Raw genomic sequence first — 26985 nt, 5'->3', positions numbered from 1 at the left:
GATGGACTCATGCCGACCTCTCCCACCGCCCGCCCCACGACTCCGCCCACGCTGTGGGCCGCTCGCGGCCGTCACGTCGGCTCCGCGGCCGAGGACACCGTCCGGCACACCCTGCAGCGGCTCAAGGACGGCCACGTCCTCGACGACTTCCTGGAGCCGCCCGACGAGCCGACGGCCGAGGCGCCGGCCGACGGGACCGCCGGGCCCCGCATCTTCGAAGCCCGCTGGAAGGCGTCCGGGACCGTGACCGTCCGGGCCAGGCTGATCCTCGAGCCCGGCTCGGCCGGCGGGCAGGAGTGGACGCTGCTGGCGGAGGCCGAGGAGGCCTGGGAGGACGCCTGGCCCTCCCCCGCCACCATGTTCTGGCCCGACGACCCGGACGTCACCTGGGACCGGGACGCCGCCACGGGGCTGCGGCTGCGGGGCCTCAACACCGTGCCGGAGGACGACAAGGCCGTGCGCCGGCTGTTCAGGGCGGCCGGGCGCAGCCCGTGGAACATCCACGTCGTCGTGCACGAGGCGATGACCCCCGACCACCGGGGCCGGGTGCCGCTGGCGCAGCGTCTGCCGCCCGCCCTGCGGCACCGGGTGGTCGAGCATCGCGCCGCGCCGCAGCAGTTGCGGGTGGTGAACTGGGCCCTGGAGGACTTCGGCGTCCAGGTGCCGCGCGGCGGCGCGGTGGTGCTGCCCGGGGCCCCGGCCCCGGCCGGCTACGACGCCGGGGACTTCTCCGTGCGCACCGTCTTCCTGGACGGCTCCGAGCCCACCGGCCTGATCGCGGCGGTGACGTCCTACGCCGCGCTGCCCAGGCCGCTGCCCGACGACGCGGTGGCGGCCCTCGCCTCGCTGCGGGAGGACTGGCGGCTGCTGACGCCGGCGGAGGAAGTGGAGCGCGCGCGCAAGCTGGTGGCGATGTACGCCGAGGCGCTGGAGGCCATGACCCGGTCCCGGGACCTCTACCGGGAGGCGGCCGAACGCGCCGCCGAGGCCCTCGCCGTGTACCGCGAGTCCGCCGCGGCAGCCCCGGCCGGTCCACCGCCCCCCGCCGCGCCCCCGGCGTCCCCCCGACGAGGTCTGACCCGCACCCTCGACCGCTTCCGGGGCTCCGCCCGGCCGTCCCGCCCGGACCCGGCCGACCGGGACGCCCACGGACCGTCGGACCAGCAGGGCGACTGACTGCGACGGGGCCTTCGACCGGCGGTGACCCGACGCGGCGATCCGTGTCCGGGCCGGTGCCGGGGGTCGCGGGCCGAGGATGCCACTGAGGGCACCCTCACGTGTCATCCGACGCGAGGTGGATACGCGGACGGCACAGCAGCGGCCCGTCCCGGAAGGTCATCGACGCCATGGACAGCCAGCACCAGAGCGCCCCAGCTTCCCGCCCACCGGAGTCCTCCCGTTCACAGACCACGCTTCGCGTCAACGGCAAACCGCACACCCTCACCGTCGACCACCGCCGTGTCCTGCTGGATCTCCTGCGGGAGGATCTCGGGCTCGCGGGTGCCAAGAAGGGCTGTGACCACGGGCAGTGCGGTGCCTGTACGGTCCTGGTCGACGGGCGGCGCGTCAACAGCTGCCTGCTGTTCGCGGTCGCCCTGGACGGCTGCGAGATCACCACGATCGAGGGTCTCGCCGGGGACGGCGAGGAACTGCATCCGGTGCAGCGGGCCTTCCTGGAACGCGACGCCTTCCAGTGCGGGTACTGCACCCCGGGCCAGATCTGCTCCGCGGTCGGCGTGCTCGCCGAGGCCGCGGCCGGGCACCCGTCCCACGTCACCGACCCGGCGACGCCCTCCGGGGAGCCCGTCGCGCTGGGCCGGGAGGAGATCCGGGAGCGGCTCAGCGGCAACCTGTGCCGGTGCGGCGCGTACCCGCGTATCGCCGACGCGGTTGAGGACGTGATCTGAGTGAAGCCCTTCGCCTACGTACGCGCCGACAGCGTCGAGGAGGCCACCGACGCGTTCGCGGCCCACCCCGGCGCCCGCTACCTCGGCGGCGGCACCAACCTCGTCGACCTGATGAAGCTCGGCGTGGAGACGCCCGCCGCGCTCGTCGACGTCACCCGGCTGCCGCTGGACGGGGTGGACGAGCTGCCCGAGGGCGGGCTCCGGGTCGGCGCGACGGTCCGCAACAGCGACCTCGCGGCCCACCCCGCCGTGCGCGACCGCTACCCCGCGCTGTCCCAGGCGCTGCTCGCGGGCGCCTCCGGGCAGCTGCGCAACGCCGCCACCACCGGCGGCAACCTGCTCCAGCGCACCCGCTGCCCGTACTTCCAGGACGTCTCCAAGCCCTGCAACAAGCGGGAGCCCGGCACCGGTTGCGGCGCGATGGAGGGCGTGCACCGCGACCACGCGGTGCTCGGCCACTCCGACCAGTGCATCGCGACGCACCCCTCCGACATGGCGGTGGCGCTCGCCGCCCTCGACGCGCGCGTGGAGCTGCACGGCCCCGACGGCACCCGGAGCGTGCCCGCCGCCGACTTCCACCGGCTCCCCGGGCTGCACCCGGAGCGGGACACGGAGATCCACCCCGGCGAGCTGATCACCGGCGTGACCCTGCCCGCGGCCACGGCCGGACTGCCCTCGGCGTACCGCAAGGCCCGCGACCGGGCGTCGTACGCCTTCGCGCTGGCCTCCGTCGCCGCGGTGCTGCACATGACGGACGGGGTGGTGGACCGGGCGCAGATCGCCTTCGGGGCGCTGGCGCACCGGCCCTGGCGGGCCCGGCGGGCCGAGGACGCGCTGGTGGGCGCGGCGCCCACGGCGGCGGCGTTCGAACACGCCGTCGACCTGGAGCTGGCCGCCGCCGAACCGCTGCGGGACAACGCCTACAAGGTGCCGCTGGCCCGCCGGCTCGCCCTGGACGTACTGGGCCGGCTCGCCCCGCCCGCCACGACCTGAACCCCGGCGTCCACGAGGAGGACTCCATGACCGCCACCGATGCCGTCCTGGGCGCTCCGGTCGAGCGCCGGGAGGGGCGGGAGAAGGTCACCGGCACCGCCCGGTACGCCGCCGAGTACGACGCTCCGGGCCGCGCCCAGGCCTGGCCCGTGCCGGCGACGGTCGCGCGGGGCCGGGTGACCGGCGTCGACACCGCACCGGCGCTCGCCCTGCCCGGCGTACTCGCGGTGCTCACGCACGAGAACGCGCCCCGGCTCGGCGATCCCGACGACCCGACCCTGGCCGTGCTGCAGAGCCCGCACGTCCCGCACCGGGGCTGGTTCGTGGGCCTGGTGGTGGCCGAGACGCTGGAGGCGGCCCGCGCCGGTGCCGCCGCCGTCCGGGTCGGCTACGAGACCGAGCACTTCGACGTGACGCTCACCGCCTCTCATCCCGAGGCGTACGTGCCCGAAACGGCCAACGGGGGGTTTGCGGCGGTCACCGAACACGGCGACCCCGACACCGCCTTCGCCGCCTCGGCGACCCGGCTGGACGTCGAGTACCGGGTCCCGCCGCTGCACAACCACCCGATGGAACCGCACAGCAGCACGGCGCACTGGGACGGCGAGCGGCTGACCGTGTACTCGTCCAGCCAGGGCACCAGCGCCGTGCGCGCGGAACTGGCCCGGCTGTTCGGCCTGCCCGGCGACCGGATCGAGGTGCGCGCCGAGCACGTGGGGGGCGGCTTCGGTTCGAAGGGCACACCGCGTCCTGACGTGGTGCTGGCCGCGCTGGCGGCACGCGAGACGGGCCGGCCGGTCACCGTCGCGCTGCCGCGCCGCTACCTGCCCGCCGTCGTCGGACACCGCGCGCCGACCCTGCACCGGCTGCGCCTGGGCTCCGACGCCCGCGGCCGGCTCACCTCCCTCGTGCACGAGGTGACCACGCAGACGTCCCGGGTGAAGGAGTTCGTGGAGCAGGCGGCGGTCCCCGCGCGCGTCATGTACGGCACTCCCGCCCTGCGTACGCTGCACCGGGTGGCGGCGCTGGACGTGCCCACGCCGTCCTGGATGCGCGCCCCGGGCGAGTGCCCCGGCATGTACGCCCTCGAGTCCGCCATGGACGAGCTGGCCGCCGAAGCCGGCGTCGACCCGGTGGAGCTGAGGATCCGCAACGAACCGGAGACCGAGCCCGACAGCGGCAAGCCCTACAGCAGCAGGCATCTGGTGGAGTGTCTGCGCGAGGGCGCCCGCCGCTTCGGGTGGCAGGGGCGCGATCCGCGACCGGGCTCCCGCCGTGCCGGGCCCCTGCTGGTCGGCAGCGGGGTGGCCTCGGCCACCTATCCGGTCCTGGTCTCCCCCTGCGTCGCCTCGGCGCGGGCGCTGCCCGACGGCGGCTTCCTCGTCCGGGTCAACGCCACCGACATCGGTACGGGTGCCCGGACGGTACTCGCGCAGATCGCGGCCGACGCCCTCGGCGCCCCGCTGGACCGGGTCCGCGTCGAAGTCGCCGACAGCGACATCGGGTTCGCCCCCATGGCCGGTGGTTCCTCCGGCACCGCCTCCTGGGGGTGGGCCGTGCACGCGGCGTGCGAGCGGCTCACCGGTCTGCTCGCCGAGCACTCCGGGCCGCTGCCCGAGGGCGGCCTCACGGCCGACGCCGACACCTCCGGCACCGCCGACGCCGAGAGCCCCTTCGCCCGGCACGCGTTCGGCGCGCACTTCGTCGAGGTCACCGTCGACACCGTCAGCGGTGAGGTACGGGTGACCCGGATGCTGGGAGTCTTCGCCGCGGGGCGCATCCTCAACGCCCGTACGGCGCGCTCCCAGTTCATCGGGGGCATGACGATGGGCCTCGGCATGGCACTGACCGAGGACAGCACGATGGACCCCGCGTTCGGCGACTTCGTCGAGCGCGACCTGGCGTCCTACCACGTGCCCGCCCACGCCGACGTGGCGGACGTGGAAGCGCACTGGGTCGACGAGGAGGACGACCGCCTCAATCCCATGGGCAGCAAGGGGATCGGCGAGATCGGGATCGTGGGCTCGGCGGCGGCCGTGGGCAACGCCGTCCACCACGCCACGGGTATCCGCTTCCGGGAACTGCCGCTCACTCCGGACCGGGTGCTCACCGCCCTGCTCGAACACGGGCATCCCGCGGGCATGCTGGGGGCCTGAGACCGGACGCGTGGTCCGCGCCGGATGTCCTTCCGACGCGGACCACGTGGTGTGCGGGGGTGGGCGGCACTCAGTCCGCTGCGGTGCGCGCCACGGCCACCCGGCGGGCCGGGCGGCGCCGGGCGGAGTCCCGCGACGCCACCGCCACCCGCACGCACAGGGCCGTCAGCGCGACGAGCGAGGCTGCCACGGCCACCGCGACCGCGATCCAGGTGGGGGCCAGGGTGAGGTCCGTGACCGGGGACACCCGGGCCGAGGAGGTGGCGCTGCCGTAGAGCTTGGCCGCGGCCAGTGCCGCGGGTCCCACGACCGCCGCGGCGAGCAGCGGTACGGCGGGGCGCACGGTCAGCAGCAGGGCCAGCACCAGGCAGAGCGCCGACAGGCCGAGGGCCACCCCGTAGGCGCTCGCGGAGGCGTCGGCGCGGCGCAGCGGGAAGTAGGCGACGCCGCACCCGGCCAGGACCGCGACGGTGAGCCAGGCAGGCCAGGCCGGTCCCCGGGCGGCCCGGCGTGCGGCACGGTCGCGGTCACGCTCGACGCGGGCCCGGTCGCGCTCGCGCGGGGCCCGGTCGTTGTCGCGCTCGCGCCGCAGGCGGGCGGGGCGGGGCGGCCTGCGGCGCTCGCGGCCGCGACCGCGGCGGTCCGCTCCGGTGAACGCTCCGGCGAGGCCTGCCGGTCGGTCGGCGGACTCCCGCCCTTCGTCCTCGCCGGTCGTGTCCTGGGCGGCCCGCGCCTGCCGTGCGTCGGGGCGCTCCGCGCGTACGTGTCCGTCCTCGGCGAGCCGGCCGATCAGTTCGACCAGTTCCTCGACGGGCCGGCCGGTGGCGGCGGCCCGTACGGCCTCCTGTCCGCAGTGCGGTTCCAGGGGCGTGCGGTGCAGCAGTGCCATCAGCCGGGTCACGTCCTCCACGGAGCGGCACTCCGCCGCGGCCCGGATCGCCTCGTCCGCGCTGTCCGAGTGGCGCGGCGGCCGGGTCAGCAGGCCGACCAGCCGGGTCACGTCCTCGACGGACCGGTTCACGCCGACCGCGCGCAGCGCGTCGATCGTGGCCTGCGCGTACCTCGGTGACTGCTCCAGCGTCGTGATCAGGTCGACGACGTCGTCCAGCGGCCGGTCGGCGACCGCGGCGCGCACCAGGTCGCCGACCGGGTCGCCGTACGCGTTTGCCGCTCCGGCGTCTGCGGCTGCGGCTGCGGCTCCGTCGAGTTCGCGCGGGCCGGGCTCGTGCGGGCCGGGGCTGTCGAGGCCGGGGTCGGGAACGTCCGGGTCGGGTTCGAGTTCGGGGAGGTCGGGGTCGTCGAGGTCGACGTCCCAGACGTCGCCCTCCCGGTCGGGCGAGGGCCGGCCGGCACGGGGCCGGGCATCGGGGTCCGCGCCCGGCGGTCGCGCCGTGCCGGTGGTCGTGGTCGTCTCCCCGGTGGGCAGGTCCAGGGCGGATATGGCGTACTCGGGCGAGCGGGGTGAGGAAGATCCGGTGGTCATGATCTCTCCGTGTGATGGGGGTGCGGCCGCCCTGCGTCCCCGACATGCGACTCGCGCTGTGTGCTGCCATTACTAGGCACGTCCACCCGGCCGTGCCACTCGAGTGCGCCACAGGGATGAGAGACCCCGTGCTCCGGTCTTGCCGCCGCCGCGAACGGGCATCCGGGTAACGAGGCGCGTGCCGCGCGCCACAAGGAGGGGACCGTGGATACGACCACAGTGATCGTCGTGGCGGTGCTGCTCGCGGCGTTCGTCCTCGCGGCGGCGGTCGCCGTCCTGGTGCGGCTGGTCCGCACCCGACGGGATCTCAGGCGGGCCGGGCTTCCCACGGGACCGCGCTGGGTGTTCTGGGGTGCCGTCCTCTACTTGGTGCTTCCGGCGGACCTGTTGCCCGATCCGGTCTACCTGGACGACGTGGGTGTGCTGCTCCTCGCGCTGCGCTCCGCGCGCGGTCCGCTCGGCGGCCGGCGCGGGGCCGCGGACCGGCGACGGGCCACGGGCCCGCCCGGTGACTACGCAGCGTAAGGAAACCATTCACCCGTTCGATTCGTATAAGTCACTGGAAGCCGAAGGAAGTCGGCGGACCAGGTGACGGCGCAAAGGGATCGTCGCCTGATCGGCGCAGCACCGACTAGGGAGAGACGATGCAACCGTTCGCGCTCAACTACGCACGGCCCGCAGTGGAGTTGGAAGCCACCACTCCGTACGTCTACGACTCCGGGCTGCAGTTGAACGTGCTCCTCGACGGGCGGGTGGCCGCCGGTGACCACGCGCTGCTGAGAGAGCTGGGGACCACGACCTCCACCGCGGGGTCGAAGACTCACTTCGACGACTGAACACGGGTCGTCGGATATGACCGTGTTGATCCTGACCAGTGAAGAGGACGTCACCGCGGACATGGTGGTGGTGCACCTGAACGCGTCGGGAGTACCGGTGGTCCGCCTGGACCCCGCCGATCTGACCGACTCCGTCGCGCTCTCCGGCGAGTTCGTGCACGGCTCCTTCAGGGGCCATCTGTCCTCGGGGGGACGCCTGGTGAGCATCGGCGGGCTGCGGTCCGTCTGGGTGCGCAGGCCCGGCGGCGCGGCCACGCGGGCCGCCGAACCGTCCCCGTGGCTGACCGAGGAGGCCGGGCAGGCGCTCTACGGCATGCTCCGCGGCTCGGGCGCACGCTGGATGAACCAGCCGGACGCCGCGCACCGGGCCAGGTACAAGCCCTGGCAGTTGCGTCTGGCCCAGCAGTGCGGGCTGCCCGTGCCCGCCACGCTGATCACGACGTTCCCACGGGCGGCGCGCGAGTTCGCCGAGCGCTATCCGGATCTGGTGGTCAAGCCCGTTTCGGGGGCGCACCCGCAGGATCCGCCGCTGGCGGTGCCGACCAGCCGGGTCCCGCCCGAGGCCGACTTCTCCGCCGTCGCCCACGGCCCGACGCTGCTGCAACGCCGGGTCACCAAGCGTGCCGACATCCGGCTGACCGTCGTCGGCGACACGTTGCTGGCCGCCCGGAAGACGGTGCTCGCGGGCCTGGACCCCGACGAGGTGGACGTCCGTTTCGCCGCGTCCGGCGAGCCGTGGCGGCCCGCAGAGGTGCCGCCGCGCGTCGCCGAGGGGGTCCGCGCCTATCTCCGGGCGGCCCAGCTGGCCTACGGCGCGCTCGATTTCGCCGAGGACGGCGACGGCACCTGGTGGTTCCTCGAGTGCAATCAGTCGGGGCAGTTCGGCTTCGTCGAGGTGGACACCGGTCAGCCGATCGCCCGCACCATCGCCGAGTGGCTGGCGCGGCCCGGGTCCGCGGATCCGGTGGACGCGGACGGTCCGGGCGCGGCGGCCGTCGGGTGAGTTCGGGCGAGTTCCGGTGCGCCCCTCGCGGTGCCGCCCGTCAGTGCGGGCGCGGGCCGGGCAGCAGGGCGGTGCGCTGCCAGCCGGCGCCCGGGGACGGCCGGCGCTCGGCGCCGGGCAGGTGCCCGGGGGCGTGCAACGGACGCATGACCACCTCCAGCTCCCTGCTCACACGCTCGGCGTCCCGCCGCACCTGCTCGGGGACGTCACCGCGTTCGGCGACGAGTCGGTCGTAGATGGGGGAATCCTGGAACACCCGTCAACGTGCCTTTCGTGTCGTCCGCCCCCGCACGGAGGCGCGACTGAGCAGTCTAGGCGCCCGTCCACCCGGTGGTGCACATTCCGCCCAGGAGGTGACGTCCGCTCAGGCGCCGGTCGTGGAGCCGGGCCGGACGATCATGAGGATGGTCACCGTGGCCCACAGCAGGTTGAACAGGCCGGTGAACATGGCGAGCCGGGCCGTGCGGGACCGTTCGACGGGCTGCCGCTCGGTCAGTTGCTCGAGGAGTTCCTCCTGGCGGGGCAGGACGAAGGCGACCAGGATTCCGGCGGCGGCCGCGGTGAGGGTGATGGACGTGATGAGCCAGGCGTCCCCGAGGACACCCATCGCGGACGCGGTGGCGAAGCCGAGGACCGGGACCGCGATGCCGAGAGCGGCGTAGACCCGGCAGATCCGGTGCAGCAGCCGGACGGTGCCCACGTCCCCGGCAGCCGGCGCGTCTCCGGCCTCTCCCCCGACCGGCAGTGCCACCGGCACCCGGCGGGCCGCCGCCGGGAACATGCTGGCCGCGACGGTGACGGGTCCGACCGCGATGATGGCGGCCAGGACGTGGAGGGACAGCAGGATCTTGGTCATCGGTCGGGCTCCGGGAGGCGGGTTCGGGTGATGCGGTGATCGAAAACCACGGTAGGAAACCCGCGAGTAAGCTCACAGGGGCTGAAATGACAGCTTCCAACGGATTCTCGCCAGGGCCCGCGACCAGGAGTGTCCGCGGCGGGACCGGGCCTGGCGAGGACTTCTGCGTCCGGCGGGAATCCGCCTATGGTGGCGTCCATGCACTCGGTGGCGATCCTGGTCCTGGACGACGTGGTGCCGTTCGACATGGCGGCCCCCATGCAGACGTTCGACTGGACGCGGCTGCCCGACGGGCGCAGTCCCTACCGGGTGAGTCTGTGCGCGGAGTCGCCCGAGGTGCGCACCGAGGGCCTCACCCTCCGGATCGAGCGGGGCCTGGAGGCGCTGGAGAGCGCGGACACGATCATCGTGCCGGGGCGCTCCGAGGAGTCCGGCCCGCCCTCCGACCGCGTCCTGGAGGCGCTGCGCCGGGCGGCCGGTGCCGGTACGCGGATCGCGTCGGTGTGCGTGGGCGCCTTCGTGCTCGCCCGGGCCGGGCTGCTGGACGGCCTGCGGGCCACCACCCACTGGGTCGCCGCGGCGGAACTGGCCCGCCGCTACCCGCGGGTGGAGGTGCAGCCGGACGTGCTCTACGTCGACAACGGGCAGATCCTCACCTCGGCGGGCGCCGCCGCCGGCCTGGACATGTGCCTGCACATGATCCGCCGGGACCTGGGGTCGGCCGTCGCCGCGCACGCCGCCCGGATGTGTGTCGTACCGCTGGAACGGGAGGGCGGTCAGGCCCAGTTCATCGTGCACGAGCATCCGCCGGTGCCGCGGGGTTCGGATCTGGAGCCGCTGCTGGAGTGGATCGAGGACAACCTCGCCGGGGAGGTCACCCTCGCTGCGATGGCGGCGCGTTCGGGGATGGGTGAGCGCACGTTCAGCCGCCGGTTCCGCGAGCAGACGGGCACCACTCCGCTGCAGTGGTTGCTGCGGGCGCGGGTGCGGCGGGCCCAGTACCTGCTGGAGAACGGCGACCACTCGATCGAACGGATCGCCCGGCAGGCCGGGTTCGGCTCGCCCACGGCGTTCCGGGAGCGGTTTCGCCGGGTGGTGGGCACCACTCCGTACGCCTACCGCGCTGCCTTCCGGGGGCGGGCCCCGTCATCGTCGGGCCGCAGGTAGCAGCCCGAGACTCGGGCTGCTACCTGCGGCCCGACGGGTTCACACAGCCAGCGACAGGCCGCTCTCGCCGTCGGCGTCCGCCGGGCGGACCTCCCGCACCGGCCGCCCCCTGGCGAGCAGCAGCGCGTCGGCCTTCGCCAACGCGTCGTGGACGCTGGTCGTCGCCATCATCACGCACAGTGTGTAGCTGACGTCCGCCAGCTCCCGCGCCGTCGCGGACCGCTCCCTCTCCGCCTGAGCGATCCGCAGTGACGCGTACCGCGTCAGCAACTCCCTGACGACCTTCGGGTCCGGTTCGAGCACGAAGCGCCCCTCTCTCGATTTTCGCTGCGTATGCCCGGACCCGGCCCAAACAATCACACCGTGCGCACCCCCGCTCACACATGGCGGAAAACTGTCGCACCCTGTCCGACCGCCACCGTGGACCTCGTCAGGCCACCTGGCCGCTGTGCAGTGCCGTGTACGCCCCTCCCCTGGCGAGCAGTTCCTCGTGGGTGCCGATTTCCTGGACGCGGCCCTCGCCCATGACCACGATCCGGTCCGCGCCCCGCACGGTGGACAGCCGGTGCGCCACGACGAAGGTGGTGCGCCCGCGCAGCAGCCGGGCCAGCGCCTGCTGGACCAGCGCCTCCGAGCGGGTGTCCAGCGCCGAGGTGGCCTCGTCGAGGATGAGCACCCGGGGGTCCCGGATCAGCGCGCGGGCGATGGCCAGGCGCTGGCGCTGCCCGCCGGACAGCCGGGCGCCGTGCTCTCCGACCAGCGTGTCCAGGCCCCGCGGCAACCGGTCGACGAACTCCAGCGCGTTGGCGTCGCGCAGCGCACTGCGCACCGTCTCCTCGTCGGCGTCGTCCATGCCGTAGGCGACGTTCTCCCGGATCGTGCCGTCGAAGAGGACGGACTCCTGCGGCACCACCGAGACGAAACGCCGGTAGGTGCGCAGGTCGAGGGTGTTCATGTCGGTGCCGTCGAGCAGCAGCCGGCCCGAGGTCGGCCGCAGGAAGCCGATGACCAGGTTGAGTACGGTGGACTTGCCGGCGCCGGACGCGCCGACCAGCGCGACGGTCTCGCCGGGTTCGACGGCAAGGGTGAAGTCCTGCACCGCGGGCCGCCCGTCGCTCTCGTAGAGGTGCCCGACGCCCTCGAAGGCGACGGCTCCGCGCAGCGAGGTCACTTCCGCCTTGCCCTCGTTGTCCTCCAGTTCGGGGGCCTGGAGCACTTCGCCCACCGAACGGACGGACTCCAGGCCCTTGGTGATGACCGGGGCCAGGTTCGCCAACGTGGTCGTGGAGTTGGTGAGGGTGGTCAGGAAGGCGCTGAGCATGACGACGTCGCCGGCGGTGACCCCCCAGACGTCGTAGTACGAGATCAGCGCGGCGCCCGCGAGCACCAGCACGCCGACCACGTTGAGCACGACCCAGGACAGCGAGCCGAAGCGGCCGTTGACCAGGTCCAGGCGCATCCCGGAGGTCAGCAGCCGGTCCAGGGTGCCGTCCATGCGGCGCAGCGCCTTGCCCTCCAGGCCGTGGGCGCGCGTGACCGGGATGAGCCGGGTCATCTCCGTGACCCGTGAGGACAGGGTCTCGACCTCGTGGCGGAAGTGCTCGTTGTGGGCGCGCAGCCGGGACCGGAGCCGGGCCACGAGGAGGGAGGCGGCGGGGACGACGACGAGGAAGACGGGCAGGAACTCCGGGGTGCGCACGGCGATGATGACCAGGCCGCCGGTGAGCACGGTGAACGCGCCGAGCCCCGTCTCGGCGGTCTGCTGCACCATCTGTTCCACCGTCTCCACGTCCCGCACGACCTTGGCCTGGAGTACACCCGCGCTGACGCGCGAGTGGTAGCCGATCGAGAGCTGCTGCATGCGTGTGCACAGCGCGGAGCGCAGGGCGGTGCCCATGCGGCGCACGCTGCCGTACAGGAGGCGGACGTACAGCAGGTGCAGCGGGTAGTTGACCACCAGGATGAACATGATGATCCCGGTGCTGGTCCACAGGTTGCCGATGGGGCCGTGCTGCACGACGGTGTCGATGATGGACGCGGTGATGAGGGGCAGCAGCCATATGGGGCTGTGCTTGACGGTGAAGACGGCGACGGCGCCCGCCAGTCGGCGGCGGTCGGCCCGGAACAGGTAGACGAGTGTGCGTATCGGGTGTTCGCCCCGGTAGCGGTGATCGAGCGGCATTTCGGGCGACGCCATCGGCGTGGTCCTCCTGGTGACCGAGTGGGGCAAGCGCTTACTTCCCGCGCTTTCCTACCCCGTCGGCGAGGAGTTCGCCACACCGTTCCGCGCCTTGGAAGGAGACCCGCGCCTTCTCCCCCGTGGAGGGCGCGGGTCTCAGTCTCCGAGGGTGCGGGCGAGTTCGGTGGTGGCCCGCGTGATCTCGCTGTCGTCCTCGGCCAGCAGCCGGTCCAGTTCGCCCCGCCGGTCGCGGACCGCCTGACGCGCGGCACGCTCCCACGCCACCGGGTTCTCGCGGTGGTTGAGCAGCTTGGGATACGCGGTGGCGGTGGTCTCCCACTGGCGGGCGTCGGCGATGTTCTTGAGCAGCTGGATGATCTGCGCCCGGCAGCTCACCTGGGGCCGCTGCGCCAGTTCCCACAGGAAGGGGACGGTCGCGGCGGTGGCCTGTTCGACGACGAAGCCGTACTGGCAGATGCGCCCCCGCAGGTCGCCGAGGGCGGCACGGGCGGTTTCGGCGTCGCCTCGGGCGACCTTGCGCAGCAGCCGGGGAATGGCCGCCGCCGAGCCGCTGGAGTCCTGGATCTCGCTCCACGGGACGCCGTCGAGGCCGGCGAGGAGTGCGGTGGCGCCGGGCACGCCGGGCGGCTGCGTCCGGCGGACGGTGCGCTCGGTGCTCGGCTCGGGTGTCGGAGCGCTGCGCATGGTGTGGGGCCCTTCCGCGGCAGTCGGGTCAGATGAGGGGGCGGGTCGACAACGTGGCCCAGACCGTCTTGCCCGCCGGCGGGCGCGGGGTCCAGCCCCACTCCTGCGAGAGTGCGTCGACGATGCACAGGCCGCGTCCGTGCTCCTGGAGTGCGGAGCCGTCGGACGGGTGGAACACGGGCGTGTTGTCCCCGGGGTCGGAGACGGTCAGCGTCAGCCGGCCGGGGCCCAGGACGAGTCCCAGCCCGACCTCCGGTGCGCCGGCCCCCGCCGACGGCACCGCGTGCGTCACGGCGTTGGAGACGAGTTCGGTGATCACGAGGACCGCGTCGTCGCCGCGGTGGTCGAGGGACCACCCGCGCAGTGTCTCCCGCGCGAAGACCCGGGCCCGGGCGAACCCCTCCGCGCTGCACGCGACGCGCAGCGCGGCGGAGGCCGGCCGCTCGCGCGGCAGCCCCGCGGACCGGCTCGTCGCGTCCGCCTCCAACGCGGGTTCACCGGGCGACAGGAGCGTTAAATGCGCAGGTGACGGCACAGCATCTCCCTGATGCGACGTCAGAACCAGGCGTCGACCGAGGGGTTGACGCCACAGCTATTATCCACGCTTAGAGCGCTCGCGTGCAATTGCACGAGAAATTGCGCGAAAAAAATCGGATGGGGGCGCTCGGGGACCGACGGGACTCGGTCCGCTCCCCCGAACGGCAAGGAGACCGCGGTGCCATCAGTGCGCAACGGAGTGCAGGCCAGCTCGTTGGACGCCTGCTGGAAGAAGAGTCGGCACAGCAACGCCGAGGGCAACTGCGTCGAGGTCGCCCTCGTGGACGGGGGCATCGCGATGCGCAACTCCCGTGACCCGGACGGCCCCGCCCTCGTCTACACCTCCGCGGAGGTGGCCGCCTTCCTGGCCGGGGCGAAGGAGGGCGAGTTCGACCACCTGCTGTAGGCGCGAGGACGCGTAAGCGGAGTCCAACTACCCGATTTCTACAGGCGGATGCGGCGGGCACCGAGGGGATGAGATAGTCTTTCCCTCAAGTCTGCCGGTCTGCTGGGAGCCAGGATGTCCGCCGCGTCGCATCGCATCTCCCGTCTCGAACCCTATCTGGACCGGGCCGAGCCGGCTCCGACTCTGCTCAAGATGCTCGTCGGCGTACAGCTGGCGGGTTTCCGCGAGGACGCCGACCTCTCCCAGGACCAGGCCGCACGCGATCTCGGGTTCAGCCCGGCGAAGCTCTCGCGCATCGAGTCGGGCAAGGGCCGCAGGCCCCCGACGGAGACCGACGTCCGTGCGCTCCTCGAGCGGTACGGCACCGATGCCTACGAAGGCTCGGTCCTGCTCAAGCTGTTGCAGCGCGCGGGTGAACCGGGCTGGTGGCAGCGGTACGACAAGCGCCTGATGCCCGAGTGGTTCGACCGCCTGGTCGGTCTCCAGGAGGCCGCGACCACCATCCGTACCTTCGAGATCCAGTACGTCCCCGGCCTGCTCCAGACCGGGGCCTACACCGAGGCCGTGGTCAGGCGCGGCCTGCCCAACGCGCCGGCGGGCGAGGTCGGACGCAGAGTCGAACTGCGCAAGCGCCGGGCTCAGTTGCTGGACCGCGACGACGCGCCGCAGCTGTGGGCGATCATCGACGAGTCCGTGCTGCTGCGCGTGCTGGGCAGCCGTGAGGTCATGCGCGAGCAGCTCGATCACCTGGTCGCGATGGCGAAGCTGCCCCATGTGACGCTGCAGATCGTGCCGCTGGACGTGACGAACGCGTCGGCGCCCGCGATCCCCGTCACCTATCTGCGTTTCGGCGGCACCGATCTGCCGGACGTGGTCTACCTGGAGCACATCAGGAGCGCCAACTTCCTCGAGGACCAGGACGAGACCGAGGAGTACCGGGTCGCGCTGGACCGGCTGGCCGACGAGGCGCTGACTCCGCGCGAGTCGCTGGACCGGCTCCGCGAGACGACGGCCATGCGCTACGCCGACAAGTAGCGGCAGCGCGGAGGGGCCACGCGCATCGCGCGTGGCCCCTCCGCGTTGTGCGGGTGACCGGCTCGTCGGCGCTCAGCGCAGACGGCCCAGTCCGCCGAACTCGATCCACTCGTCGGACAGCTGACGCGGCGCCACCTCGGTGTCCGGGCGCCAGGTGGAGACCTCCACCAGACCCGGTTCCAGGATGTCCATGCCGTCGAAGAACGCCTCGACGTCCTTCGGCTCGCGGACCCGGCCCCAGTGTCCCTGCGTCGCCTGGTCCATGAAGTCCGTGACGAACTTGCGTACCTCGGCGTCCTCGCTGACCAGCTGGCACATCACCGCGTAGCTCCCGGGCGCGAGCCGCTCGGTCACCCGGCGGACGACCGCCATCGGGCCGTCGGTGTCGCTGTCCGGGATGCAGTGGAAGACCGAGTTGAACAGCACGGCGACCGGCTGCGAGAAGTCGAGCAGGCGCCGGGTGTCCGGGTGGGAGAAGATCTCCTCCGTGGCACGCATGTCGGCGTGTATGACGGCGGTCTGGTCGTTCTGGTCGAGCAGTGCCCGGCCGTGGACGAGCACCATCGGGTCGTTGTCGACGTAGACGACGCGGGAGTCGGGTGCGACGCGCTGGGCGACCTGGTGCACGTTGTCCTGCGTGGGGAGGCCGGATCCGTGGTCGAGGAACTGCCGGATGCCGTAGTCCTCGGCGAGCGTGCGGACGACCCGCTGCAGGAAGCGGCGGTTGTTCAGCGCCAGCCGGCGCGTGCTGGGGACGACCTTGTCGAGTTCCCCGACCGCCGTCCGGTCGGCCGCGTAGTTGTCCTTGCCGCCCAGGTAGTAGTCGTACATCCGTGCGGCCGTGGGCACGTTGGCGTCGATCTCCGTGGACAACTGCTTGTCGGCTTGCATCGTTCCCCCAGCTTCGTACCGCGCCAACTGCACTGGCATGACCGAGAGTACATCCTAGGGACCCCGTGTTCGGCGAAACCAGCCCCTGGACCGAACGGCCGTCAAGACGACTGCGTGGCAGCCGAATTGACGGCCGATCAGCGCCCTCAGCCGCGGGCGGCCAGGTACGCGTCCACTCCGGGCGCCTTGTGGGCCTCCTCCACGCCGACCAGACCGCCGACCGCCTTGGCGTCGGGCTTGAGCACGTACGTGGACCGGCTCGCCGGCGCGGTCACGAGGGTGAAGTCCTGCGGGGTGCCGAGGCCGGTGTCGGCGTTCTTCTGCGAGCGGTGCGCCTTGACCACGTCCTGACGGGTGAGGCTGCCGCCCTCGCAGGCCTTCTTCAGGTCGACGCCCATCAGCTGGGCGGCGTTGTAGCCGGAGAGCACACCGGAGTCGACCGGCTCGCCGGGGTACGCCTTGTTGTAGGAGGCGACCATCTTCTTGACGCCCGGCAGGTCGGAGCTGACCGCCGGTGCGGCGCTGACCACGTGGACCATGGCCTCCAGCGCCGCCGCCGCGGGCGTCTTCAGCAGCTGCGGGGCGTAGCCGGGCGCGCTGCTGACGATCGGCACGTTCAGGCCGCGGGCGGCGGCCACACCGGCGAGGGACGCGGTCTGGGCGGGGCCCGCGCTGATCAGGATCGCCTTCACCCCGGCCTTGCTCAGCGCGGAGACCTGCGCGGTCAGGTCGGTGTCCGTGGCCTTGATCTTCTGCCCCGCCACCTTCATCCCCGCCTGCTCGGCGGCCCATTCGGAGCCCTCGAGCGCGTTGGCGCCGTAGTCGCCCTCGAAGTACACGTGGCCGATGGTGTCGCCCTTGGCGATCTTCTTGGTGCGGGTCAGGAAGTCGACGGCGGAGATCATGTCGAGGTCGTAGGTGGTGCCGAGGACCTGGACGGAGTCCCGGCCGAGCAGGGAGGCGGCCCAGGCCTGCGGGAAGGTCAGCATGTGGTCGCGCTCGATGTCGTCCAGCAGGGCCGCGACCACCGGGGAGCCGATGACCTGCGGCAGGGCGACGACGTCCGGGGAGATGTCGGCGTAGGCGGTGACTGCCTTCTGCACGTCGTAGCCGTGGTCCTTGACGACGATCTCGACCTTTCGACCGCAGATCCCCCCGGCGGCGTTGGTCTCGTCGGCCCACATCTGCTGGGCCTGCACGATGCTCTTGCCGAGGGTGGCGTAGGGGCCGGTGAGGTCGGTCAGCGCGCCCAGTCTGATGCTCTTGTCGCTGACTCCGGGGCCGGCCTTGACGCCGTCGGCGGCGTCGTCGGTGCTCCCGCCGTCCGCCTTGGAGCTGCAGGCGGTGCCCGCGAGCAGCACGGCGGCCAGCGCCGCGGCCAGGGCGGTGGTCCGGGCGGTGCGGGCGGTGCGGGGCCTGGGGTGCGTGACGTTCACGGGGTGTGCTCCTTGGCTCGTGCGGTGGTGGCGGGAGTGGCGGAGGACGCGGAGTTCGCTCCGGGCGAGGGTCCGGTGCCGGGAGGTCCGGTGACGGGTGCGCCGCGGTGCAGCCGTGCACGGGTGCGGCGGGCCAGTCCGTGCAGGCCGTCGGGGGCGTAGAGCAGGATCACGACGATCGCCGCGCCGTAGAGGTAGCGGGACGCCTCGGTCGGGCCGATCGAGCCGTCGCCGGACCCCGGCGTCGCCACCAGCGGCAACTGGTCGGCGTAGCGGGTCATCAGCAGGGGCAGCGCGGTGACGAAGACGGCTCCGGCGGCGGCGCCGGCCACCGAGCCGAGGCCTCCGATGACGATCATGGCGAGGTAGTCGACGGAGAGGGCGAGGGAGAAGTAGTCGGGCACCACGCGGCGGAAGGAGAGCGCCAGGAGCACGCCGGCGAGGCCCGCGTACATCGACGAGACGACGAACGCGGACGAGCGGTACCGGGCCACGTGCACGCCCATCACGGACGCCGCGGTCTCGCTGTCGCGCAGCGCCACCAGGGCGCGTCCGGGACGGCCGCGCAGCAGTCCGCGCGCGGTGAACCAGGTGAGGGCGAACAGGGCGAGGCCCAGGTACCAGAGCCGTTCCTCGGCGCCGAACGGTACGCCCAGGACCGTCAGTTCGGGATCGGTCTCGGCGAAGGTGAAGCCGCCCAGCTCCAGCGGCGGCACCGAGCGTCCGTTGAAGCCGCCGGTGACGGAGTCCGCGGTGAGCAGGACGTGGTGGCCCAGGAAGACCAGGGCGAGGGTGGCCACGCCCAGGTAGATGCCCTTGACCCGGCCCGCGACGGGACTGAACAGGCCGCCCGCCGCTCCGGCGAGCAGTACGGCGAGGACGGCGGCGACGGCGGGCGGCAGGCCGGGTCCGGGCTCGCCCGCGAGCCAGACGTAGCCGTAGGCGCCGACGGCGAGGAAGAAGGCGTGCCCGAGGGAGAGCTGTCCGGCGGTGCCGCTGAGCAGGCCGAGCCCGACGGCGCCGATGGCCGCGGCCATGGAGAACAGGCCGATGCGCAGCCAGAAGGCGTCCAGGTAGAACGGCAGGGCGCACAGGAGGAGGGCGGGCAGTAGGACCCGGCCGCTCCTGAGCAGCGTGGCGAGGCGGTCAGACACGGGCCGCTCCCTTCGCCGCGAAGAGTCCGGCGGGGCGCACCAGGAGGACGAGCACCATCACGGCGTAAGGCGCGACGTCGCCGAAGCCCTCGCCGAGGACGTGCAGGTCGGACTGGTAGCCGGCGACGAAGGCCTCGGTGAGGCCGATCAGCATGCTGCCGACCAGGGCGCCGACCGGGGAGGTCATCCCGCCGAGGATGGCGGCGGGGAACGCCTTCAGCGCGATCTGCCCGGTGGTGCGCTCAAGTCCGGGCGCGGGGAAGGCGACCAGGAAGACCGCGGCGAGCGCGGCGAGTCCGCCGGCCAGGCACCAGGCGACGGTGCGCACGCGGGTGAGCCGTACGCCCATGAGGGCGGCGGCCTCGCCGTCCTCGGCGGCGGCGCGCAGCGACAGCCCCCAGGGCGTGAAGCGGAAGAGGGCGAAGGCGCCGGCGATGGCGACCGCGGACACCAGGATCGCGGCGATGCGGCTGTCGGCGACGGTGACCGGGCCCAGGTCGGTCACGGCGGCGCCCCAGGGGTCGCCGAGCGGCAGCAGGTCGCCGCCGATGCGCCGGGCGAGGTCGGTGACCAGGACGATGTCGATGCCGATGGTGACGATGGTCTGGACGTGGGCGGAGTGCGGGTCGGTCCCGACGCGTTGCAGCACCAGCCGGTCCAGCGCACCGGCGACGGCGGCCGTGGCGAGGACCGCGACGGCCAGCGCACCGGCGAAGCCGATGTCGTCGTGCAGGACGGCGACGAGGTAGCCGCCGAGCAGCAGGAGCGAGCCGTGGGCGAAGCTCAGTACGCCGGAAGCCTTGAAGATGGTGACGAAGCCGAGGGCGATCAGGGCGTAGACCGAGCCGAGGGCGAGGCCGTTGAGGAGGTTGTCGAGGAAGCCGCTCATGCCGCGTCCTCCCCCGTGCCGGCGGTGCCGGTTGTGGCGGTGGTGCCGAGGTAGGCGCGCAGTACCTCGGGGTCGCGCCTGACCTCGTCGGGGGTGCCGTGGGCGATGGCCCTGCCGAAGTCGAGGACGGTGACCTCGTCGGCGAGCCGCATGACCAGGCCCATGTCGTGCTCGACCAGTACGACGGACAGGCCGAGTTCGGCGCGGATCTCCCGGACGACCTCGGCCGTGCGGATGCGTTCGGCGGCGTTCATGCCGGCCACGGGTTCGTCGAGCAGCAGTACACGGGGCTCCAGACAGAGGGCGCGGGCGAGTTCGACACGCTTGCGGTCGCCGTAGGACAGCAGGGCGACGGGCGAGTCGAAGTGGGCGCCCAGGCCGGTGAGTTCGGCGATCTCGCGGGCTTTGGCGAGGTGTTCGCGCTGTTCGCGCACGGCGCGCGGCAGTCGCAGGGCGCTGGCGGCGAAACCGGCGTGGGACAGGGCGTGCCGGCCGAGCATCAGGTTGTCGGCGACGGTGCCCTGGGTGGTGACGATGTTCTGGAAGGTGCGGGCCACTTTGAGCGCGGCGATCCGGTGCGGGGCGAGCCGGGTCAGCTCGGCGTCGCCGAGCCGTACGCTGCCCGCGGTGGGCCGGTACAGACCCGACAGGACGTTGAAGCAGGTGGACTTGCCGGCGCCGTTGGGGCCGATGACGGCGTGCACGGTGCCGGGGGCGACGGTGAAGGAGACGTCGTCGAGGGCGAGCAGACCGGCGAAGCGCACGGTCACGCCCCGCACGTCGAGCGCGGGGGGTGCGGCGGTACGGGTGCTCACGCGGCCCCCTTGCCGTCGGCGCCCTCGGGGGTGTCGCCCAGATAGAGGCGGCGTACGGCGTCGGTACGGGCGAGTTCCCCGGCGTCGCCGGACAGCCCGATCTCGCCGACCTCCAGGACGTAGGCGTGCTCGGCCAGGGACAGCGCCATGCCGGCGTTCTGTTCGACGAGGAGGACGGCGGTGCCCTGGGTGTTGATCTCGCGGACGACCTCGGCGATGCGGTCCACCATCATCGGGGCGAGGCCGAGGGAGGGTTCGTCGAGCAGGAGCAGGCGGGGCGCGGCCATCAGGGCACGGCCGATGGCCAGCATCTGCTGCTCGCCGCCGGACAGCAGTCCCGCGGCTTGGCGGGTGCGTTCGGCCAGGCGCGGGAAGAGTGTGAAGACGCGGTCCCGGGCCTCACGGACCTGGGCCGGGGCGCGGCGGCTGAGGCCGAGCCCGCCGGCCCGCAGGTTCTCGTCGACGGTGAGTCCGGCGAACACCCGCCTGCCCTCGGGCACCTGTACGACTCCGGCGCGTACGGCGGCGACCGGGTCCCGGCCGTCGAGCGCCGTGTCCCCGTAGCGGACCCGGCCTGCCGTGATCGCGCCGCGGTGCAGGCGCAGGGTGCCCGAGACGGCCCTCAGCAGCGTCGTCTTGCCGGCGCCGTTGGCGCCGAGCAGCGCGACGACCGCGCCGTGCGGGACGGTCAGGGACACGGAGCGGAGGGCGGACAGTGCGCGCCCGTACGTCACGTCGAGGCTCTCGACGTGCAGCGCGGGTGCGCCGTCCGGTGGTGCTGCGGGCATCGCGGCTCCTTGGGACCGCGCCGGGACGGCACGGTGACGGGTGAATGGGGGGAGCTCACGACAGCACGGGCACCGCCGGCCGTACAGGGGTGGCGGGCAGGGTCGCTGCGGCGTCCCAGTGCGGGGCCGGTGAGTCTGTGCGGATGCCCAGGAGGGGCGGTGGCGGGCAGCGGACCGGGGCCCGGGCAGCCGACGCATACCGGACCCCGGGCGCCCCGGTACCGGCCGCCGTACCCGCGGTGTGCCGGAGACCGCCCCGGTCTTGGCAACCGGGCGCACGTGCTGCCTGCACCAAACCCGCTCGCGCGGGTCGCGGCCTGCGGGGGCTCGGGCACAGGGGCATCGGCACGACGAAGCACCCCGGCCGGGTGTCTCGGCCGGCCCGCGAGCGGCCCCGGGGCCCTCCGCCGACGGGACGATGACGCCGGGGCTCTGGGCGTCGCGCCAGCGGGGGGACGGACAGCGGGGGGCGCACGGCGCCGGGGGCGGGCACCAGGGCGGCGGCGCGACGAAGCACCCCGGTCAGGGGCCCCGGGCGGCGTGCGAGACGCACCGGGGCCCTCCGTCGACCGGCCGATGACACCGAGGCTCCGGGCGCCGTGCCAGCGGGGGGACGGATAGCGGGGGGCGCACGGCGCCGGGGGCGGGCACCAGGGCGGCGGCGCGACGAAGCACCCCGGTCAGGGGCCCCGGGCGGCCCGCGAGACGCACCGGGGCCCTCCGCCGACCGGCCGATGACGCCGGGGCTCCGGGCGCCGCGCCGCCGCCGACGCGGGGGCGGACGGCGCCGGGGAGCGGGCACCATGGGCGGCGGTGCGACGAAGCGCTCCGGTCAGGGGCCCCGGGCGGCGGGCGAGAGGTCGGCCGGCCGTCGGCGGGTCGGTGGCTCCGGGCGGCGTCCCGTCGCGCGTTTCAGTCGCGCAGGACGCGCCGGGCGGTCAGGGCCAGGCTGAACTCGACGACGTCGGCCGGGCGTGCCAGGGAGCGGCCGGTCAGTTGTTCGCAGCGGCGGAGACGGTTGAGGACGGTGTTGCGGTGGCAGTAGAGGCGTTCGCCTGCGCGCTGCGCCGAGCCGTCGCAGTCGAGCCACGTCGTCAACGTGTCCAGCAGCACCTCGCGGTCGGCGGGCTCCAGACGGAGCACGGGACCGAGCACCCTCTCGGCGAGGGCCCGGCCGAGTTCGGGGCTGGAGACGACCAGCGCGGCGGGGAGCTGGTCGGCCAGTCTCACCGTGCCGCCCGCCTCGGGGCAGATGTCCAGTGCGGTGTCCGCGAGCCTGCGGGCGTCGCCGACGGCGGCGAGTCCTTCGACCGGGCTGCCGACGCCGATCCGCAGGCCCGGGGAGGAGGGGTGCGGCCCGGAACCCGGCTCGTGCGGGTCCGCGAGCCCCTCGCCGGCACCGACCAGGACGATGCCGTAGTCGACCTGGGCCCCGGCGTGCCAGTGGACGCGGACGCCGGGCGGTACGGCGGTGGCGCGGGCGGCGTCGGACCGGACCGGAGGCCCGCCGGTGACGGCGACGACGACGTAGCGGCCCTGCTCGGGCAGGTCGAGAGCGCGGGCGGCCTCGGGCAGGTCGGCGATGCGGCTGGTGCCGTCGAGCAGGCCGGCCGCGAGCAGCCGGGCGCGGTTCTCGCGGCGGCGGCCGAGCTGCCACTCGGTCTGCCGGTAGGACTCCGCGACGAGGGTGCAGTGCTCGTCGACGAAGTTCCACACGTCGGCGGCCACGTGCACGAGGAGCCGCACGTCCTCGGGCGCGGCCCTGGACGTCTCCTCGACCAGCCGCTGCCACACCAGCGAGCCGCCCAGGCGGAAGGCGTGCAGCAGGGCGTCCAGCGGGAGTCCCTGCTCGGCGCGGGTGGCGCCGATCCGCCAGGAGCAGCGGCGGGCCGCGTCCCGGGCGCCGCGGGGGTCGAGCAGCGAGGCCACGCTGTGCCGCAGGGAGCGGTGGGCCTCCTGCCAGGTGGCGGTGGGGTCCTTCGTGACGGCCGCGCGGTAGGCGGGCTCCTGCTCCTGCAGCAGGGCCACCAGCCGGTCGGTCAGGTCGGGCAGGTCGTCGAGCAGGGCGCGCGCGGCCCGGTGCAGGACACGCAGGGCGTCGGCGTCGATCAACGACGTGACACCCGGTGTCCGCGGGCGTGGAACGGGCGTCAGCCCGGTGCGGATCGCTGCTCGTGACCGTACGGCGTGCTGCATCGCGGTCCTCCCCGGGTCAGGGCTTGCGAAGGCGCCGCCCCGCGACGGGCCGTTCCGCCCGCGCCGGGTCTGCCTCCTGACTCGTCCTGCCCCGAAGGATGGCATACCGTCCGGTCGGTCCCTAGGGTTGTGCACCGGTCTTTTCGACGTGTTCGGCCTGTTCCGCCTGCCCGACCAGGCGGGCCAGCTCCAGGCGGGACCGCACGCCGAGCGCGGCGAAGACCTTGCGGAGGTGGTAGTCGACGGTGCGGGTGCTCACCGCGAGCCTCAGCGCGACCTCGCGGTTGGTGGCACCCTCGGCGACGTGCCGTGCGATGCGCAGTTGCTGCGGGGTCAGGCGGGTGAGGCGGGTCAGTGTCCCGGCGCCGGTGCCGTACGGTGCCGCCGCCCCGAGGGCACGCAGTTCGTCGCGTGCCTGTGCGGCCCAGACGCCGGCGCCGCAGCGCTCGAACCCGGCCAGCGCGGTGCCGAGGCGGCCGCGGGCCTCGCGCGGTCTGCGGCGCCGGCGCAGCCACTTGCCGTACAGCAGGGCGGTGCGGGCCCGTTCGAAGTCGCCGCCCGCCTCGTCGTGCCGGGCGAGCGCGCGGCGGTAGAGGTCGTCGGCGCGGTCCGGCGGGGCGAGGAGGGCGTGGCAGCGGGCCAGTTGGGCGGCGGCCTGCGGGTCGGCGCCGAACGCGGCCCAGCCGGCGAAGTCGGTGAGGACCTCCCGGGTGTCGTCGTGGCGTCCGGCGAGGACCGCGGCCTCCACGAAGCACGGTACGGCGAGCCGCCAGACCGCGAAGTGGCCGCGCCCGGGCCCGGGGAGGACCAGGAGCCCGAGCCGGTCCGCGGCGTCGAAGGGGCGTCCCCGGCCGAGGTCGGCGCGGGCTGCCGCCCACTCCGCGAGGGTGGCCGCCTGGGCCAGCCCGTGCTGACGGGCGGTGGCCAGCGCGGCCGCGACGTGCCGGGCGACGACGTCCGGCTCCTCCTCGATCGACGCCGCGAGGGCCAGTACCGCACGGTGGTTGGCCGCCGTGTTGCGCTGCCCGGCCGACAGCGCGGTGCGCAGCCCCTCCTCCGCGTGGGTGCGGGCCTGCGCGTGCCGGCCGGCGCGCAGTTCGGCGTAGGCGAGGTACTCCAGTGCCTGCGGCACCAGCGCGTCCGAGCCGAGCTGCCGGGCGGCGGCCAGGGCCCGGGCCCCGCCCCTGCGGGCCGCGTCCACGTCCCCGAGCAGCAACGCGGCCGCCGCCGACCGCAGCAGCGCCTCGGGCCGCTCCTCGGTCCTGCCCCGCTCCACCACCTGCCCGAGCGGTCCCCCGGCCCGGTCGAGCCGCCCTTCGAGCAGCGCGCGCATGCCGACGCGATGGTCACGTACGACGGTGGCCAGGGGTACCGCGGGGCGGTGGCCGACGGTGTGGCCGTGGACCGGGACCCCGGCGGGACTCTCGTGGACCGGGATCCAAGCAGCCCCGTCGCGGACCACCGCCCCGGCAAGGCCCTCGCAGCCCCGGCTCCCGGCACCCCCGTCACGGACCACCGCCCCAGCAGGGCCCTCGCAGCCCCGGCTCCCGGCAGCCCCCTCGCAGACCACAGCCCCGGCAGAGCCCTCGCAGCCCCGGCTCCCGGCGAGGCCCTCACAGGCCACAGCCCCGGCAAGGCCCTCACAGCCCCAGCTCCCCGCAGCCCCCTCGCAGACCACAGCCCCGGCAGAGCCCTCGCAGCCCCGGCTCCCGGCGAGGCCCTCACAGGCCACAGCCCCGGCAAGGCCCTCACAGCCCCAGCTCCCCGCAGCCCCCTCGCAGACCACAGCCCCGGCAGAGCCCTCGCAGCCCCGGCTCCCGGCGAGGCCCTCACAGGCCACAGCCCCGGCAAGGCCCTCACAGCCCCAGCTCCCCGCAGCCCCCTCACAAACCACAGCCCCAGCAGGGCCCTCGCGGACCAGGGTCCCAGCAGGCCCCTCGCAGACCACGGCCCCGCCGGGCCCCTCGCAGACCGCGGTCCCGGACCGGGTCGGTGGGCCAGGGGCGAGGGTGGCCAGGCAGGCCGGCAGGTCGCCCGCGGCCCAGGCCGCGTCGGCGGCGGCCAGTGCGGCGGTCGCGGCGTCGGCGGGGGCGTCCGCGGCGAGCAGGGAGGCGGCCAGCAGCAGGGACTGGTGGGCGTCGCCGACCGGACCGTCCCTGAGTTCCACCAGGCCGCGCACCAGCTCGGCCCGCCCCCGTACGGCGGCCGGGGCGGCGCAGCCGCGGGCCGCGGCGAGCAGCGGGCGGGCCCGTTCGGGGCGCCCGGCGAGCAGGGCCTGCTCGGCCGCGGCGGTGTACCGCTCCGCCCGCCCCGCGCCGTCGGACGTCAGCTCGGCGGCACGGGCGTACGCCGTCGCACGCAGCCGGTACGAGGCCCGTACCGTGCCGTCGGCCGCCACCGACGCGAGCCGGTCCGCCGAAGACGCGGGCGCCGGGCCGCTCAGGGACCAGGAGCGGTGCAGCAGCCCCGGGAGCCGGTGGCCGCCGGACTCCAGCACGTCGGCCAGCGCGCGGTGCGCGGCGCGCCGTCGGTCGGGCGCGGCGGTGGCGTGCACCGTGCGGCGGACCAGCGGGCTGTGGAAGCGGAACCGGTCGCCCGCCAGGAGCAGCTGTACGGGCAGCGCTTCGGCACGGGGGCCGGACCCCGGCGCCGGACGCAGGCGCCGCACCGCGTCGAGGACCGGGCCGGCGTCGACGTCCGGCCCGTCCGAGCCCCGCACGGCCGCCGCCACCGTCAGCAGCAGGTCCCGCGCGTAAGCGGATGGGCCGGCCGGCGCACCGCCCGCCACCTCGGCGAGGGTCGCGGCGTCGGCCAGCGGCTGGGGCAGGGGCCGGTGTCCGCGCAGCTCGCCGGGTGACAGCCGGCGGACGAGGGCGAGCAGGAGCGCGGGATTGCCCTCCGCCTCGGCCAGGAGCCGCTCGCGGACGGCCGGGGCGACGGCACCGTCGGTCACGTCGTCGAGCAGGGCGGCGGCCCGCGGCGGTGCCAGCGGGTCCAGGCGGAGAACGGGCAGGTGGGCGAATTCCGGGTCGACGGCGCGGTCCGCGGCGACGGAGAGGAGCAGTCCGACCGGGCCCGCGGAGTGCGGGCGGCCCTGTGCCGCCCGGCCGAGGGCGGTGCGTGACGCCGCGTCCCACAGGTGGGCGTCGTCCACGCACACGAGTACGGGCGCCGCCCCGGCCGCCGCCCGCAGACTGCCCAGCAGTCGCTCGGGGGTGACGTGCGCGCCCGGGTCCGGGCCGGGGCGGGGGCGGAGTACGGGACCGGCCCGGAAGGAGCGGGCGGCCCACTGGAGCAGAGTGGTCCGGCCGAGTCCGGGTTCGCCGGTCACGAGGAGTTGGCCGCCGCGGGTGGGCAGCTCCTCCAACAGGGCGCGCAAGGCCTCCCGTTGCGCGCCACGGCCGTGGATCCGCACGGCCGTACGTACGGTCGTCTCTCCGGTCATTTTCGGGAGGTTACGCGCGCGTAACCCGAGGCGGAAGGCATCGATCCACCCGCGTCCACCGGCGCTTCGGCCCTGTCACCTGCGGATGTGTGCCGTGCGAGCGGCCCG

Annotated in this window: 25 protein-coding genes; 10 read left to right on the top strand and 15 right to left on the bottom strand. The window is 74.3% G+C overall.

What is annotated here, in order from left to right; all coding sequences use genetic code 11:
- The first annotated feature begins 9 nt into the window (after nt 1-9).
- From ACGH7X_RS36440 to ACGH7X_RS36425, 4 genes are all read left to right on the top strand, one after another.
- Nucleotides 10-1176 carry a hypothetical protein gene (locus ACGH7X_RS36440; RefSeq protein ID WP_399893979.1) on the top strand — a complete coding sequence of 389 codons (1167 nt, stop codon included), beginning with the start codon at nt 10-12 and terminating at the stop codon, nt 1174-1176.
- 170 nt (nt 1177-1346) lie between these two features.
- Complete coding sequence (locus tag ACGH7X_RS36435; RefSeq protein ID WP_399893976.1) at nt 1347-1907, top strand: (2Fe-2S)-binding protein; 561 nt, start codon at nt 1347-1349, stop codon at nt 1905-1907.
- The gene (locus tag ACGH7X_RS36430) at nt 1908-2900 is read left to right on the top strand and encodes an FAD binding domain-containing protein (protein WP_399893973.1); all 993 of its coding nucleotides are present in this window, start codon (nt 1908-1910) and stop codon (nt 2898-2900) included.
- Between the two features lie 26 nt (nt 2901-2926).
- On the top strand, nt 2927-5056 hold the full coding sequence (locus ACGH7X_RS36425; protein ID WP_399893970.1) for a xanthine dehydrogenase family protein molybdopterin-binding subunit: 2130 nt from the start codon (nt 2927-2929) through the stop codon (nt 5054-5056).
- Between the two features lie 70 nt (nt 5057-5126).
- Here the strand turns inward: ACGH7X_RS36425 and ACGH7X_RS36420 are convergent, their stop codons facing one another.
- Entirely contained in the window at nt 5127-6539 is a 1413-nt protein-coding gene (locus ACGH7X_RS36420; RefSeq protein ID WP_399893967.1) for a hypothetical protein, read from the bottom strand.
- Nucleotides 6540-6743: 204 nt separating this feature from the next.
- On the opposite strand from ACGH7X_RS36420, the gene ACGH7X_RS36415 reads away from it, so the two are divergent.
- From ACGH7X_RS36415 to tgmB, 3 genes are all read left to right on the top strand, one after another.
- Entirely contained in the window at nt 6744-7064 is a 321-nt protein-coding gene (locus ACGH7X_RS36415; RefSeq protein ID WP_399893964.1) for a DUF1232 domain-containing protein, read from the top strand.
- Between the two features lie 119 nt (nt 7065-7183).
- Nucleotides 7184-7375, top strand: coding sequence for a putative ATP-grasp-modified RiPP (gene tgmA, locus ACGH7X_RS36410; protein WP_073728776.1), 192 nt, complete (start codon nt 7184-7186; stop codon nt 7373-7375).
- Nucleotides 7376-7391: 16 nt separating this feature from the next.
- Complete coding sequence (gene tgmB / locus ACGH7X_RS36405) at nt 7392-8378, top strand: ATP-grasp ribosomal peptide maturase (protein WP_399893961.1); 987 nt, start codon at nt 7392-7394, stop codon at nt 8376-8378.
- 40 nt (nt 8379-8418) lie between these two features.
- Here tgmB and ACGH7X_RS36400 read toward each other — a convergent pair whose 3' ends face one another.
- Together ACGH7X_RS36400 and ACGH7X_RS36395 are read right to left on the bottom strand one after the other, a co-directional pair.
- Complete coding sequence (locus ACGH7X_RS36400; RefSeq protein ID WP_393806709.1) at nt 8419-8634, bottom strand: hypothetical protein; 216 nt, start codon at nt 8632-8634, stop codon at nt 8419-8421.
- Between the two features lie 108 nt (nt 8635-8742).
- Nucleotides 8743-9234, bottom strand: coding sequence for a hypothetical protein (locus ACGH7X_RS36395; protein WP_399893957.1), 492 nt, complete (start codon nt 9232-9234; stop codon nt 8743-8745).
- 198 nt (nt 9235-9432) lie between these two features.
- Here ACGH7X_RS36395 and ACGH7X_RS36390 point away from each other — a divergent pair, with 198 nt between their 5' ends.
- Complete coding sequence (locus tag ACGH7X_RS36390; protein WP_399893954.1) at nt 9433-10401, top strand: GlxA family transcriptional regulator; 969 nt, start codon at nt 9433-9435, stop codon at nt 10399-10401.
- 39 nt (nt 10402-10440) lie between these two features.
- Here ACGH7X_RS36390 and ACGH7X_RS36385 read toward each other — a convergent pair whose 3' ends face one another.
- The 4 genes from ACGH7X_RS36385 to ACGH7X_RS36370 all read right to left on the bottom strand — a co-directional run bounded on the left by ACGH7X_RS36385 (nt 10441) and on the right by ACGH7X_RS36370 (nt 13772).
- Nucleotides 10441-10704: a DUF5133 domain-containing protein gene (locus ACGH7X_RS36385; RefSeq protein WP_399893951.1), complete on the bottom strand. Its 264-nt coding sequence runs from the start codon at nt 10702-10704 to the stop codon at nt 10441-10443.
- Between the two features lie 127 nt (nt 10705-10831).
- Nucleotides 10832-12598, bottom strand: coding sequence for an ABC transporter ATP-binding protein (locus ACGH7X_RS36380; RefSeq protein WP_399893948.1), 1767 nt, complete (start codon nt 12596-12598; stop codon nt 10832-10834).
- 138 nt (nt 12599-12736) lie between these two features.
- Entirely contained in the window at nt 12737-13285 is a 549-nt protein-coding gene (locus tag ACGH7X_RS36375) for a hypothetical protein (protein ID WP_399893945.1), read from the bottom strand.
- 28 nt (nt 13286-13313) lie between these two features.
- Nucleotides 13314-13772 (bottom strand): ATP-binding protein, encoded by a 459-nt coding sequence (locus ACGH7X_RS36370; protein WP_399893942.1) that lies wholly within the window; start codon nt 13770-13772, stop codon nt 13314-13316.
- A 228-nt stretch (nt 13773-14000) separates the two neighbouring features.
- On the opposite strand from ACGH7X_RS36370, the gene ACGH7X_RS36365 reads away from it, so the two are divergent.
- Nucleotides 14001-14228, top strand: a complete 228-nt coding sequence (locus ACGH7X_RS36365; RefSeq protein WP_217168253.1) for a DUF397 domain-containing protein — start codon at nt 14001-14003, stop codon at nt 14226-14228.
- Nucleotides 14229-14342: 114 nt separating this feature from the next.
- Nucleotides 14343-15263 (top strand): helix-turn-helix domain-containing protein, encoded by a 921-nt coding sequence (locus tag ACGH7X_RS36360; RefSeq protein WP_399893939.1) that lies wholly within the window; start codon nt 14343-14345, stop codon nt 15261-15263.
- Between the two features lie 72 nt (nt 15264-15335).
- On the opposite strand, the gene ACGH7X_RS36355 is transcribed toward ACGH7X_RS36360, so the two are convergent.
- From ACGH7X_RS36355 to ACGH7X_RS36320, 8 genes are all read right to left on the bottom strand, one after another.
- Nucleotides 15336-16154: an SAM-dependent methyltransferase gene (locus tag ACGH7X_RS36355; protein ID WP_399893936.1), complete on the bottom strand. Its 819-nt coding sequence runs from the start codon at nt 16152-16154 to the stop codon at nt 15336-15338.
- A gap of 146 nt (nt 16155-16300) precedes the next feature.
- Nucleotides 16301-17590 (bottom strand): ABC transporter substrate-binding protein, encoded by a 1290-nt coding sequence (locus tag ACGH7X_RS36350; RefSeq protein WP_399893933.1) that lies wholly within the window; start codon nt 17588-17590, stop codon nt 16301-16303.
- Entirely contained in the window at nt 17587-18744 is a 1158-nt protein-coding gene (locus ACGH7X_RS36345; protein ID WP_399893930.1) for a branched-chain amino acid ABC transporter permease, read from the bottom strand. Before ACGH7X_RS36345 ends, ACGH7X_RS36350 begins: the two co-directional genes overlap by 4 nt.
- Entirely contained in the window at nt 18737-19633 is an 897-nt protein-coding gene (locus ACGH7X_RS36340) for a branched-chain amino acid ABC transporter permease (protein ID WP_399893927.1), read from the bottom strand. Before ACGH7X_RS36340 ends, ACGH7X_RS36345 begins: the two co-directional genes overlap by 8 nt.
- Entirely contained in the window at nt 19630-20448 is an 819-nt protein-coding gene (locus ACGH7X_RS36335; RefSeq protein ID WP_399893924.1) for an ABC transporter ATP-binding protein, read from the bottom strand. The genes ACGH7X_RS36340 and ACGH7X_RS36335 overlap by 4 nt, the downstream gene beginning before the upstream one ends.
- Nucleotides 20445-21236 (bottom strand): ABC transporter ATP-binding protein, encoded by a 792-nt coding sequence (locus ACGH7X_RS36330; protein WP_399893922.1) that lies wholly within the window; start codon nt 21234-21236, stop codon nt 20445-20447. The genes ACGH7X_RS36335 and ACGH7X_RS36330 overlap by 4 nt, the downstream gene beginning before the upstream one ends.
- A 912-nt stretch (nt 21237-22148) precedes the next feature.
- Entirely contained in the window at nt 22149-23432 is a 1284-nt protein-coding gene (locus ACGH7X_RS36325) for a PucR family transcriptional regulator (protein WP_399893919.1), read from the bottom strand.
- 121 nt (nt 23433-23553) lie between these two features.
- Nucleotides 23554-26877, bottom strand: a complete 3324-nt coding sequence (locus tag ACGH7X_RS36320) for a LuxR C-terminal-related transcriptional regulator (RefSeq protein WP_399893916.1) — start codon at nt 26875-26877, stop codon at nt 23554-23556.
- Nucleotides 26878-26985: the final 108 nt, after the last annotated feature.

This window comes from Streptomyces sp. BBFR51 (genome assembly GCF_044591655.1).
Classification (GTDB): Bacteria; Actinomycetota; Actinomycetes; order Streptomycetales; family Streptomycetaceae; genus Streptomyces.
Note: the sequence above shows the minus strand (reverse complement) of the source record. Positions and strands in the feature narration are given on the sequence as shown.

Bases quoted from the DNA above. Each gene is read 5' to 3' on its own strand.
- ACGH7X_RS36440 (WP_399893979.1), top strand. From the start codon at position 10: ATGCCGACCTCTCCCACCGCCCGCCCCACGACTCCGCCCACGCTGTGG.
- ACGH7X_RS36435 (WP_399893976.1), top strand. From the start codon at position 1,347: ATGGACAGCCAGCACCAGAGCGCCCCAGCTTCCCGCCCACCGGAGTCC.
- ACGH7X_RS36425 (WP_399893970.1), top strand. From the start codon at position 2,927: ATGACCGCCACCGATGCCGTCCTGGGCGCTCCGGTCGAGCGCCGGGAG.
- ACGH7X_RS36420 (WP_399893967.1), bottom strand. From the start codon at position 6,539: ATGACCACCGGATCTTCCTCACCCCGCTCGCCCGAGTACGCCATATCC.
- tgmA (WP_073728776.1), top strand. From the start codon at position 7,184: ATGCAACCGTTCGCGCTCAACTACGCACGGCCCGCAGTGGAGTTGGAA.
- tgmB (WP_399893961.1), top strand. From the start codon at position 7,392: ATGACCGTGTTGATCCTGACCAGTGAAGAGGACGTCACCGCGGACATG.
- ACGH7X_RS36395 (WP_399893957.1), bottom strand. From the start codon at position 9,234: ATGACCAAGATCCTGCTGTCCCTCCACGTCCTGGCCGCCATCATCGCG.
- ACGH7X_RS36390 (WP_399893954.1), top strand. From the start codon at position 9,433: ATGCACTCGGTGGCGATCCTGGTCCTGGACGACGTGGTGCCGTTCGAC.
- ACGH7X_RS36380 (WP_399893948.1), bottom strand. From the start codon at position 12,598: ATGGCGTCGCCCGAAATGCCGCTCGATCACCGCTACCGGGGCGAACAC.
- ACGH7X_RS36375 (WP_399893945.1), bottom strand. From the start codon at position 13,285: ATGCGCAGCGCTCCGACACCCGAGCCGAGCACCGAGCGCACCGTCCGC.
- ACGH7X_RS36360 (WP_399893939.1), top strand. From the start codon at position 14,343: ATGTCCGCCGCGTCGCATCGCATCTCCCGTCTCGAACCCTATCTGGAC.
- ACGH7X_RS36355 (WP_399893936.1), bottom strand. From the start codon at position 16,154: ATGCAAGCCGACAAGCAGTTGTCCACGGAGATCGACGCCAACGTGCCC.
- ACGH7X_RS36340 (WP_399893927.1), bottom strand. From the start codon at position 19,633: ATGAGCGGCTTCCTCGACAACCTCCTCAACGGCCTCGCCCTCGGCTCG.
- ACGH7X_RS36330 (WP_399893922.1), bottom strand. From the start codon at position 21,236: ATGCCCGCAGCACCACCGGACGGCGCACCCGCGCTGCACGTCGAGAGC.
- ACGH7X_RS36325 (WP_399893919.1), bottom strand. From the start codon at position 23,432: ATGCAGCACGCCGTACGGTCACGAGCAGCGATCCGCACCGGGCTGACG.
- ACGH7X_RS36320 (WP_399893916.1), bottom strand. From the start codon at position 26,877: ATGACCGGAGAGACGACCGTACGTACGGCCGTGCGGATCCACGGCCGT.